Origin of the sequence: Butyrivibrio sp. LB2008 (assembly GCF_000621565.1) — a bacterium.
In the GTDB taxonomy this organism is placed as follows: domain Bacteria; phylum Bacillota; class Clostridia; order Lachnospirales; family Lachnospiraceae; genus Butyrivibrio.
The window spans coordinates 1-11,622 of sequence record NZ_JHXZ01000018.1; the positions used below are offsets into that span (position 1 = coordinate 1).

Sequence of the window (11,622 nt, forward strand, 5' to 3'; positions counted from 1 at the left end):
GAACGAGCACCACACAGAATCATCGTGTAGAAGCTGTACGGTGTGAAAAAGAGACCAAGCACCACACAGAATCATCGCGTAGAAGCTGTACGGTGCGAAAACTGGACCAAGCACCGTACAGAATCATCGCGGAGAAACTGTACGGTGTGAAAAAGCCCGGCCACAAAAGGTATATATTCGGAAATTCGCCGTCTTCGGACGAGCAGGATGATTTTTAAGATGAAAAAAAGAAGAGAGCTCGACTGCTTCGAACAACGCTGAGAGGAGAGCTCTCTTCTTTTTTGAGTCTTAAAAAATCACCGCGCAGCCGTACACAGCGAATTTCCGAATATATACCTTTGCGGCCGGGCGTCCGTAAATACCCTTATGAAAAGATAATATTCTTAATCTTTCGTGTAAGTGGTCCTGTGCCGTAGTCGTAGCGCTGAACCATCATGAGGAAAGTGGTGTTGGTCTCGGGATCGTTTGAGAAGTGCGCACCAAGCCATCCGTCCCAGCCGTATTCACCCTTGTTGGCAATAAGCGAAGCCTGCCTCGGATCATCCAATACACGCATCAGATTTCCGTAGGTATAACCTTCAAGCCCTTGCCACTTCAGGAGATCGCTTTGCTGAGTGTCGTTAAGCTTTCCGGATGTGAGATATTTAACACTGTTTGGCGTAAGAAACTGCTTACCTTCGTATGTACCGCCGTTTAGAAGCATCTGTGCGAAATGCGCATAATCATCTATTGTTGAGAAAAGACCTGCTCCGCCTGATTCAAACAGATTCGGATCCCCGTTATTTCTGATGGCGAGATGATCACCTGAGTATGTTGAAAGCTTTCCTTTTGTGCGTCTGTATGATTTTGCAAGACGCTCTTTTTTCTCATCCGGAACATAGAAATCGGTGTCTTTCATACCAAGCGGTTCAAGAATCCTTGATCTTACGAAGTCTCCAAACTTCATTCCCGAAGCTTTTTCTATAACAGCGCCCAGAACATCGGCACTTGTTCCGTACTGGAAATGACTGCCGGGGATGAAATTAAGCGGGATTTTTCCGAGTTCTTCCGCAAATTCCATCGTTGTTATCATCTTATCCGAGCCGAGTTTTTTCTCCATCTTGTTCATGAGACGGCCGACTTCAACTTCAGAAGTTGTATTGAGCCCGGGATATACGAGACCTGAGGTCATATTAAGGAGTTCGCGAATTCTCATCTTGTTTTCTTCAGGAACTTTATGAACCTTACTTTTGGAAAGATAAGTCTGCTTGTTATAGCTCTCGATATAATTGCCGACGGGCTCGCTAAGGTCAAGGATTCCGTCTTCTATCAGCATCATGGCGGCGGTAGCTGTTATCGGCTTTGACTGTGAATACAGTCTGAAGATATTGTCACGGCTGATAGGAATGTTATTTTTTATATCGGCATAGCCGCTCTTTGCAAAAAAGATTTCTTTTCCATCCTTTATCTCAAGTGCGATAACGCCTGCGACTTCCTGATTTGCCACGGCTCTGTCCATGCACTCTTGAATAAGTTTCAGTTTGTCTCTCATAACATCTTTCCTTTCATGACTTTTTAAACATTGTAATATGAAATGCTTATACCTGCCTATAAGATGTCAATATTATACAAAATAAAGTCTGAATAGCATAATGGAATTATCAAAGGAGTACTAAACTATGAAAAACATACTTGCATTTGGTGATTCAAATACATGGGGACTTATCCCCGGAACAAAAGAAAGATATCCCGACGAAATCAGATGGACGGGACTTGTTCAGAACAAACTTAATGATACAAAAATAATAGAAGAGGGCCTCTGCGGAAGAACAACCGTATTTGAGGATGAGATAAGACCTTTCAGAAAAGGTGTTGATACACTTCCTCTTATCCTTGAGAGTGCATCACCTCTTGACGGAGTTATTATCATGCTCGGAACCAATGACTGCAAAACCTATTACCATGCCAACCCGCATGTGATAGGAAAAGGCCTTGAGCGCTGCGTCGAAGAAATCGAAAAATATGTATCTCCCGAAAAGGTACTGATCATATCCCCAATACATCTTGGCGACGAAGTCTGGCAACCCACAAAAGATCCTGAATTTGACGTGGATTCCGTAAACAGAAGTAAAGAACTCGCAGAAACTTACAGAAACATTGCCAAAAGAAGAGGCAATCAGTTCCTCGCCGCTTCATCCGTTGCCACTCCCAGTAAACGCGACGACGAACACCTCGACGAAACCGGCCATGAAGCCCTCGCTACCGCCATCTCAAGAAAAATCGAGTCTATGCAAATCTAAGCACACAAAGAACCGCGAGCGACTATCTATTCTGCGCAAAAAGTCGAGATATTTGATGACATCACATATCAGTGTGGTGTCTTGTTGACAATTTGATAAATTACTTGCCTGATTATTCATATGCGTTGTCAATCTCAATCGTCGTAGCCACCGCTACGACTCATTCGATTTCCTAGCATATGAATAATCATTCAGCGTAATTTGATCAAAAATCACCGTGTCAGCACACTAAATTTTCACATTTACCGCCCTTTTCATAGACAGCCCGGCCACAATGGTATATATTCGGAAATCCGCTGTCTTCGTACGAGCAAGATGATTTTCAACTTTAATAAAACCCGAAGATGCTGACTTCTCTGAACAACGTGAAAGGAAGCATCTTCGGGTTTTATTAAAGTATGAAAATCACTGCGCAGACGTACACAGCGGATTTCCGAATATATACCATTGTGGCCGGGCGTCAGGAAAGGCAGTATCACTAAAAATTAGCGCGCAGTCCTTTATACTTCGTCATCGTTTGCTTTGTTTGGCTTGGGAGCGCGTTCTTTGGCTTCGTCGACGACAATGGTGTTGTTCATGCAAGGCGAATTGAGGATTCTCTCTGCATATCTTTCTGCCATATCGTAGGCAAAAGCCACTTTGTGTAAGTTTGATTCGATATTCTGAAGCGTTACATTAATTTTTGCCGCCATCATTCGAACGTAACTCCTGTTGGCCGGAGTCGTCTCCATCTCCTCGAATTTTGCCAACATTTCATTGAGTTCTTCTTTGTAACTTTCGAATTCTTTTCTATGTTGTAAAAGATTGTCATTAAAAATAATAATCTTGGTCTGCATTTTTTTACCCTTTTCTTTCAAAGTATTTTTGTAAAATAAATGTTAATAAAATTATAGAGAAATATTTACAATGTTGCAAGTGTTTTTGAAATAATAGGGCGAAAAGCACATAGACAGGGGTTAAACAATTGTTACAGTGTGAAGAATATGTTTTTGGAGACGATAGATGGTGAACGAAGTTGTGATTGGAACGGCTTGAAAAAATACACGCAAAATGATGATAATAACAGATAACTGATATATAATTTACCTAAAAAAAATCGTGGAGAAATATATGGAACATCTGGTATCAAATTTGTTAATATACGGCGATCTGCCAAAGGACTCGGTTTTAATGCAACTTGCTTATGTTTTTAAAGATTTTCATTCAAAAGATTATGATAAGACCGAGCTCACAACAAGAATTTATAAACAGGTAAAGAGGATCCTTGAACTTGGGACGGATTATGCATTTGACAAGAATCTCTGGCATAACTATCTGACATATCTTTTGATCATGCAGGAGAATCCTTTTTCTTTGACATGTGAAAAAGTGGGAAGCAAGGACGGAAGTGTAAATCATTTCGCAAAGAGTGACTTTGGTGTGTATAAGAAGCTATTCGAATATGATTTTTCCGAGATTGAGGAAGCTTTGGAAATAGATTGCTTTACATGTATAACAAATTATAAGGCAATTGAGAAGCCGGAGCTTATGTACAATCATAATGTGAGTGAAAAAGTAAGGAGTCTTTCGGAGAAACTTGAAAAGGCTACCGATGAAAATGACTTTTTTGACATTGTAACGAAGTTCTATAAAGATATCGGTGTGGGTGCATTTGGTCTCAACAAAGCATTCAGACTTAATGAGGACAAGGATGGAAAGATTGTTTTTTCATCTATCAACAACATGGATACGGTTGTGCTTGACGATCTTGTCGGCTACGAGATTCAGAAGAAGAAACTTGTGGCAAATACCAAGGCATTTGTCGAGGGAAAGAAAGCCAACAATGTATTGCTTTTTGGTGACAGTGGAACGGGAAAATCAACGAGTATTAAGGCTATTGTAAATGAGTTCTATTCTGACGGACTAAGAATGATAGAGATATATAAATACCAGTTCAGGCTTTTATCTTCGCTTATTTCGCAGATCAAAAACAGAAATTATAAGTTTATTATTTACATGGACGATCTTTCTTTTGAAGAGGATGAATCCGATTATAAGTTCCTTAAAGCCGTTATCGAAGGCGGTGTTGAGACAAGACCTGATAATATTCTTATTTATGCGACATCGAACAGAAGACATCTTATCAAGGAGACCTGGAAAGACAGACGTGATGTTGAGCAGAATGCTGATATCCATCATTCCGATACGATGGAGGAGAAGCTTTCACTTGCAAACAGATTTGGTGTGACAATAGGATATTACAAGCCTTCAAGACAGGAATACTATGACATTGTCAGAGAGTTGGCGGTCAGAAACAATATCGACATGGAAGAAGAGGAGCTGTTCAGGGAAGCAGACAGATGGGAAATGAATCACGGCGGAATATCGGGACGTGTTGCACAGCAGTTTATAAATCACGTGCTGGGACAGTAAATCGAGACGTGCTTAAGGGTTCCACTTTAGATTGGGACAGCCCTGGGCACAGCCGTTGAGATATTCGTTTCTCACTTCACATGCTGCATTACGACAGTCCTTGCATCTGAAAGTGTAGTGGTAGGAATATCTCTTTTTGCAGGTCTTGCAGCAAAAGGGCATACTACTGTTGCGGGCATTAAATGTGCGACCGCAGCCTATACAGATTTTAGTCGTATTATGTGCCATAGCAAGTACCCCCTTTATGTATTATTATCTTTTTTGTGCTGAATATAATCAATTAAAATGCAATAAAATGATAATTAAATAATGATTTATGGTGAAACTATGCATGAGATGAGTTATGTGACGAAGATAGTTGCGATGGCTATGGATTCGGCAAAAGACAGTAAAATAAAGAGTATACATGTTCTTGTTGGGAAGACCAGCGGAGTATTGCCCTATTACCTGAACAAGTACTATACGAAAGTAGTGGAGGGAACGGAACTTGAGGGATCTGAGCTTATATGTGAGGAAGTTCCGGTAAAAGCGCTGTGCGAGGAGTGCGGCAAAGAGTATTATCCCGACAAGAGCAACAGATATCTGTGCCCGCACTGCGGAGGAAAGAGGGCAAAGATAATAGAAGGCAAGGATATAGTTATAAAAAGTATAGCGGTTGTAGATTAAAAATATAGAGGTCTGTCTGTACAGGCCTCTTTTTTGAAACGGAGAGATGATGACAAAAGTTGATCTTATAACAGGATTTCTCGGATCGGGAAAGACTACTTTTTTAAAAAAATATGCTAAGAAACTCATGGAAAAAGGTGAGCGTATATGCATTATCGAAAACGACTTTGGTGCGATAAATGTTGATATGGTTCTTTTGAAGGAGTTGTTGGGCGATAATTGCAATATAGAGATGATAGTCGGCGGCGACGGAGAAGAAGCGCATCAGCGCAGGCTAAAGACAAAGCTTATCGCGATGGGGATGCTCGGATATGACAGAGTGATAATCGAACCTTCGGGGATTTTTGATCCGGATGAGCTGTTTGATATTTTATATGAGTCGCCGATAGATATGTGGTATGAGATGGGAAGCGTCATCTGTATATATGACGCGGAGACCGGGGCGGATATGTCGATGGAATCAAGGTATCTTATGATGGCGGAAATGGCATCCGCAGGAATTGTGCTTGTAAGTAAACTTGATGAAGAGGACGAGAAGAAAAAGACAGAGATTGCATCAGAAATTGGAGCTGTACTTGATGAATTCGATTGTTCACGAACGGTAAGACCTCAGGACATCATCGCAAAGAATTGGGAAAATTTGTCAGATGCTGATTACAACAGGATTATCAATGCGGGATATAAAAGAGCCGATTATAAAAAAAGTTTGCGCGTAGGAGATTCCGGTTATCAGACGCTGTTTTATTTTGATTTTGCGATGGCTGAAAATGTATTACACGAAACCGTGACTAATATCCTGAAGGACAAGGATTGCGGAGATGTGCACAGAATAAAAGGCTTTGTAAATATCAGTGATGATAAAAAGGTGGAGATAAATGCTACCGTGAGCAGGTATGAGGTAAAGAGCGTAGATACGGACCGCGCTGTACTTATAGTGATCGGCGAAAGGCTGGACCGCGAGAAATTGGCTAAATATGTAGGAAAGCCTTCCGTATAGGTGCAAAGTGCATTTATTTATAGTATAATTTACGCAAGAGAGTTAATATGTTAACACAATTAAGGAGTATACGAATGTCTGACAATCTTAACGACGGAAAAATTGGATATTCATCATCTTCTAATTTTGCGCCTAGTGATATTTTATATATGCTCAAGGACCTTCCGGATGCATATTGTATTTTTAAAGTAATGACAGATCCTTTCGGAACAGTAAAGGATATGCTTTTTTTGTTTGCAAATGAGAAATACTCTCAGCTTGTTGGTAAGCCATCAGCTGAGCTTGTCGGAAATACATATTTAAAGACTGTAATGAACAGAGACGAGGATTGGATAAAGTATAGCTATCAGGCAGCAATCCTCAGACAATCCGCAACAATCAGAACATACAACACCCAGCACGATAAGTGGCTGGAGTACTGTGCCGTTCCTGTTTATCAGAAGGGCTTTTGCGCATTTATCATACATGACATAACTATTGCGAAAAAGAGTGAGGATAACAGGGAGCTTGCTTCGAATACGAGTAAGCTTGTCATTGATTGCGCTACCGCATTATCTTCTGCCGAGTTTGGAAAAGGTATAAGAAAAGTATTAAAGCTGTTAGGCCAGACGATAAAGGCTGATCGTGTCGGTATTGTAGAGGTAAAAGACAGGAAGGTCGTTGATGTAAGAGAGTGGCTTAACGATGCACATGCGTCCAATCTTCCCAACCGCAAGAATTTTGAACGCATGAATATCATAGATATGTGGGACAGGCAGCTTAAAGGGAAGAATACAATTGTTATAAATGATACATCAGTTATTCGCGACTATGAAGAAGAGGTATATAACGAGCTTCTTGCAGGAAGTATTTCAAGGTATATAGTAACAACGCTTCATGACAATGATGAGATAATAGGATATCTTGTTGCGGATAATTATGAGAATACATTGCCTATAAATGTAGCGGAAGTAATGGAATCTGTAGCGATTTTCATTTCCTACGATATGAGAAACAGGGCACTTACCAAAGAGATGGAGTATCTTGGAAGTCACGATGCACTTACGGGACTTGGAAACAGAAATTCATTGAATCAGGTACTTCTTGTGTTGTCCGGAATGTCATCGGTTGCAGGTGTATGTTATACGGATATAAACGGACTTAAAGCAATAAACGCGCGTGAAGGCCATGATGCGGGAGATGCGAAGATAAAAGAGGCGGCAAATATTGTTGCATCTGTATTTAAACGCAAGAACTGCTATAGGATCGGCGGAGATGAGTTCCTGGCAATTATCCCTGAGATCACGCAGGAGAAATTTGAGGAGCAGGTTAAGAAACTTCGTACAAAACTTGCGAAGGTTTCCGCTGCGATCGGATCTGTATGGATAGAAGATTCCGGTGAGATCAATAAAGCTGTTAAAAGAGCCGATGAGAGAATGTATGAAGACAAAGCTGCTTATTACAAGGATAAGGAGCATGAACGTCGCGGAAAGCACGAACAGGAAGAGCAAGAATAAAGAGTAAAAAATAACCCCATAGAAGCGAGTATTTCAAGCTTCTATGGGGATTTCTTTTGCTTTTAACAAATGACTTATGCAAGAGAAGCGGTAATGATTGACATTGAGTAAACTTCAATCGCATTGCATCCACGTGAAAGGTCGTTGATAGGAGCGTTAAGACCAAGTAAGATAGGTCCGAATGCTTCAAAGTTACCCATACGCTGAGCAATCTTATATCCGATATTTCCTGCGTTGATATCAGGGAAGATAAATGTGTTTGCATATCCTGCAACAGGTGAATCGGGAGTTTTCTGCTTAGCAACATTGGGTGCTACGGCAGCGTCAAACTGAAGCTCACCGTCAATCGGGATATCAGGATACTTTTTCTTAGCTTTTTCAGTTGCGTTCTGCATCTTTGTAACAGTATCATCTTTTGCAGAACCCTTTGTAGAGAATGAAAGGAAAGCAACTTTGGGATCGATACCGAATCTGCGTGCGCAGTTTACGGTCTCACCACAGATCTCAACAAGCTCGTCTTCATTGGGATTAATGTTTATTCCGCAGTCGGCCATAGCGATAACTTCGTTTTCTCCGGTTGCAGAAGGACGAACAAGAATAAAGCAAGATGAAACAATAGAGTTTTCAGGCTTTGTCTTAATGATCTGAAGTGCAGGTCTTACTGTATCAGCTGTTGAGTATGTTGCACCGCCGAGAAGACAGTCACCAAGGCCCATTTTAACAAGCATTGTACCAAAGTAATTAGTCTGCTTGAGAATCGGGATAGCTTTCTCGGGAGTCATTCCCTTGCTCTTACGAAGCTCACAGAAAGTTTCAACCATTTCATCAAATTTATCATAATTTTCAGGATCAATTATCTGAGCGCCTCTGATGTTGTATCCGGCATCCTCTGCAGAACGATTGATCTCATCTACATTTCCGAGTAAGATAGGCTTTAAAAAGTTAGCGGCAAGAAGACGTGAAGCGGCCTCTAAGATTCTTGGATCTGAACCTTCGGGGAAAACTATAGTCTTGGGATTTGCCTTAAGCTTTTCTATCATATCACCAAATCCGTAGTACATGTATTGTCCTCCTTTTATATATCAGGTATTTCTATTATGTAAGCGCATACATATTCTAGACCTGTTAACCGGAAAATAATTTGATTTCGCTCAAGTTTTACATTAATATAAAAAGAAAACAGGAGAATTTTTTTAATATGAACCCAATGAGTTTAATGCAGTTACAACAACGTTTTAAGATTTTTCAGCAGGAACATCCGAAAATCATAGCATTTTTCAAGGCAATCGGAAAAGATTCTATGCAAGAAGGCACTGTTATTGCTGTAAAAGTCACTACGCCCGACGGAAAAGAGATCGAATCAAATATTAAGATTACAGCCAATGACATAACGACTTTTCAGCAGATCATGGAAGTAGCCCAAAACAGATAATTAAAGATTTTTTTTGTAAATACCGTCATATCTTTCAAAACCCATTTTTGCAAGGTATGGCATATGATGTTTGTCCGGGCCTTTATAGGTAAGCGTTTTGAATCCGTCCTCGGGAAACTTTGAGTACAGGAACTTGCCTATAGAGAAATCGCGGTATTGAGGAATTGAATAATCCAGAAGTATATCTATATTGTCTTCGGGTTGTTTTTTTCCCAAAAACAGCCCGGTCGGAGTACCTTCGTGCAAGACCGCATAACCTACATCCGAAGAATCAAAGTCAGTGTTGATACCGGGAAAACACTTTTGAATATCCTTCATATAGAATTCAATAAAATGCTTTATCACCGGATCGTCTTTGGAAACTTTTATGCAGGTATAGTCAATTGATGTATTATTAAGTTTTACCAGATAATATACGTTTATAAGAACCAGGCATAAATTCATTACCGCAGTCGGATATGATTTGATTATGAAAGCGTAAATCGTGAAAATTACGCTTCCTACCGAGTTTACAATTCTTAATTTTGCGACTGAGGCCATTAAAAAGGATATGAGTACCAATGAAGATCCCAGATAGCCGATCATTTCAATAATAGTATTTGTATTCATAGTGTATCTCCATTAAAAAATATATGCTATATGTAATGATAGCAAAAGATTATACGATATTCAAATTATGCCTCGCGTAATTTGACCGGTAAATTTGGCAATGTTAGAATTAAGCGAAAAATATGAAAGGATATAGTTATTAAAGAAAGAACCGACATCATGTTTCAACTAAAAAAAATATTGAATAACAGCATTTCTACACTCTTCCGAATTCTTATCGCAGTAGTTTCTTTTTTTGTCCTGATATCAAAGTATATTCCATACAATGAATATTTCAAAAGAAGTCATATCTTGGGCAACGCCATCCTGATGATATTTGGTATTTTATTTTTTACCGTATTATATGGATGTTTTGAACGTTTTGATTTTTTGGAATCCAAAACTAAAAAAGTTGTTATCCTCATAGTTCTTTTTGGTGTTCAGGTGATAATCTCGCTTTGTTCGATGTACGGAACAGGATGGGATGCGGGAACACTTACAGAAGACGCATATAATCTGGCGGTCGGAAATTCTTTCGATCCGGGATATTACTCAAGTTACACCAATAATATGCTGTCGCTGGTTCTTTATGCGAAGCTGTTTTCACTTGCCGCACATATAGGATTGTCTTCTTATATATCGGCTTACGGTTTTTGTGTTGTATTTAATTGCATCATTTATTACTGTATGGGACTTCTTCTTGCCGATTGCATATATAAGCTTACGGGTGATAAGAAAATGCAGGCTATGGGATTCTTGGTATGCTATGTATTTGTGTATATCTCGCCCTGGAATTTTGTATTATACACGGATTCATTGGGAATAATCTTCCCGGTGCTTATGTTGTGGATATATCTGTCTATTACTGAGAATTCTGTAAAAAAATCGATCTTAAAGTGGGTAATGATGCTCTTTGTATCGATAGTAGGATTTCATATAAAAGCAGAATCGGTGATAATGCTGATCGCAATTGTTATCACACATTCCATCCACGTCTTTGTTGAAAACAGAGGAGTGGAGATTATTAAAAAGCTTGTTCCGATAATACTCGTATTGGCGCTTGTCGTGCCTTCTTTTAAACTGGGAAGTTATTCCGTTATCAAGACTTTTGAAAACGAAACGGGCACGGAATACGATAGTGAAAAGAGTTTTTCAATGTTCCACTGGCTGATGATCGGAATGAATGTAGAATCCGACGGTACTTTTAACGGTGAGGATGACACTTTTTCACATTATATTTCCGACAGTGAAGAGCGTGAGTCTCAAAATAAAAAGGTTATAAAGCAGCGCTTAAAAGAAATGGGGCCTTCAGGTTTTTGCGTATTGATGATCCATAAACTTATTTTAAATTATAATGACGGCTCTTTCGGAAACGGTCTTGACGGAGAAGGATTTATTGTTAATAAGTTTTCAAAAGATACGCCGGCAAATTCATGGATCAGATTTTTTTACAGACCGGATCATAAGGGCTTTTCGGTTTATCTGAATCTTGTTCAGCTATTGTGGCTCGGAATTCTGTTCTTTAGCTTTTTTATAAAGAATAAGTGGAAATATCAGTCCATTATGTTAAGTATTATCGGTTTATCTGCCTTTGTTATGCTGTTTGAAGCGCAGCCGCGATATCTGATCGTTTTTGCTCCGATATATGTCATTGCAGGAATTCTTGGTATGAGCAATTTCTTTGATATTGCAAACAGGAAAGCAATTTCCTATCAAATACAAAAAGACTCGGACATTTAGTAAAATGTCCGA

General features: G+C 39.6%; 12 protein-coding genes. 8 read left to right on the plus strand and 4 right to left on the minus strand.

Going from position 1 to position 11,622, the window contains the following annotated elements; all coding sequences use genetic code 11:
* Positions 1–218, plus strand: a 218-nt coding sequence (locus tag T356_RS21370) for a hypothetical protein (RefSeq protein ID WP_035780622.1), incomplete at its 5' end; no start/stop codon positions are given.
* A 146-nt stretch (positions 219–364) separates the two neighbouring features.
* Here the strand turns inward: T356_RS21370 and T356_RS0106685 are convergent.
* Complete coding sequence (locus T356_RS0106685; RefSeq protein WP_026513830.1) at positions 365–1,531, minus strand: serine hydrolase domain-containing protein; 1,167 nt, start codon at positions 1,529–1,531, stop codon at positions 365–367.
* 127 nt (positions 1,532–1,658) lie between these two features.
* Here T356_RS0106685 and T356_RS0106690 point away from each other — a divergent pair, with 127 nt between their 5' ends.
* Positions 1,659–2,279: a GDSL-type esterase/lipase family protein gene (locus tag T356_RS0106690; protein WP_026513831.1), complete on the plus strand. Its 621-nt coding sequence runs from the start codon at positions 1,659–1,661 to the stop codon at positions 2,277–2,279.
* Positions 2,280–2,779: 500 nt separating this feature from the next.
* Here T356_RS0106690 and T356_RS0106695 read toward each other — a convergent pair whose 3' ends face one another.
* On the minus strand, positions 2,780–3,115 hold the full coding sequence (locus T356_RS0106695) for a hypothetical protein (protein WP_026513832.1): 336 nt from the start codon (positions 3,113–3,115) through the stop codon (positions 2,780–2,782).
* Between the two features lie 274 nt (positions 3,116–3,389).
* Between T356_RS0106695 and T356_RS0106700 the strand changes: the two genes are divergently transcribed.
* The 4 genes from T356_RS0106700 (at position 3,390) to T356_RS18655 (ending at position 7,850) form a co-directional block, all read left to right on the plus strand.
* Positions 3,390–4,691, plus strand: a complete 1,302-nt coding sequence (locus tag T356_RS0106700) for an ATP-binding protein (RefSeq protein ID WP_026513833.1) — start codon at positions 3,390–3,392, stop codon at positions 4,689–4,691.
* A gap of 327 nt (positions 4,692–5,018) precedes the next feature.
* On the plus strand, positions 5,019–5,357 hold the full coding sequence (locus tag T356_RS0106705; protein ID WP_242846572.1) for a hydrogenase maturation nickel metallochaperone HypA/HybF: 339 nt from the start codon (positions 5,019–5,021) through the stop codon (positions 5,355–5,357).
* A 49-nt stretch (positions 5,358–5,406) separates the two neighbouring features.
* Positions 5,407–6,354 carry a GTP-binding protein gene (locus T356_RS0106710; protein WP_026513835.1) on the plus strand — a complete coding sequence of 316 codons (948 nt, stop codon included), beginning with the start codon at positions 5,407–5,409 and terminating at the stop codon, positions 6,352–6,354.
* 74 nt (positions 6,355–6,428) lie between these two features.
* The gene (locus T356_RS18655; RefSeq protein ID WP_035780624.1) at positions 6,429–7,850 is read left to right on the plus strand and encodes a sensor domain-containing diguanylate cyclase; all 1,422 of its coding nucleotides are present in this window, start codon (positions 6,429–6,431) and stop codon (positions 7,848–7,850) included.
* 74 nt (positions 7,851–7,924) lie between these two features.
* On the opposite strand, the gene pta is transcribed toward T356_RS18655, so the two are convergent.
* The gene (pta, locus tag T356_RS0106720) at positions 7,925–8,911 is read right to left on the minus strand and encodes a phosphate acetyltransferase (RefSeq protein WP_026513836.1); all 987 of its coding nucleotides are present in this window, start codon (positions 8,909–8,911) and stop codon (positions 7,925–7,927) included.
* Between the two features lie 137 nt (positions 8,912–9,048).
* On the opposite strand from pta, the gene T356_RS0106725 reads away from it, so the two are divergent.
* Positions 9,049–9,282, plus strand: a complete 234-nt coding sequence (locus T356_RS0106725; protein ID WP_026513837.1) for a hypothetical protein — start codon at positions 9,049–9,051, stop codon at positions 9,280–9,282.
* Here the strand turns inward: T356_RS0106725 and T356_RS0106730 are convergent, their stop codons facing one another.
* Positions 9,283–9,891, minus strand: a complete 609-nt coding sequence (locus tag T356_RS0106730) for a YgjV family protein (protein ID WP_026513838.1) — start codon at positions 9,889–9,891, stop codon at positions 9,283–9,285.
* 291 nt (positions 9,892–10,182) lie between these two features.
* On the opposite strand from T356_RS0106730, the gene T356_RS0106735 reads away from it, so the two are divergent.
* On the plus strand, positions 10,183–11,610 hold the full coding sequence (locus T356_RS0106735; RefSeq protein ID WP_155838984.1) for a hypothetical protein: 1,428 nt from the start codon (positions 10,183–10,185) through the stop codon (positions 11,608–11,610).
* Positions 11,611–11,622 lie beyond the last annotated feature (12 nt).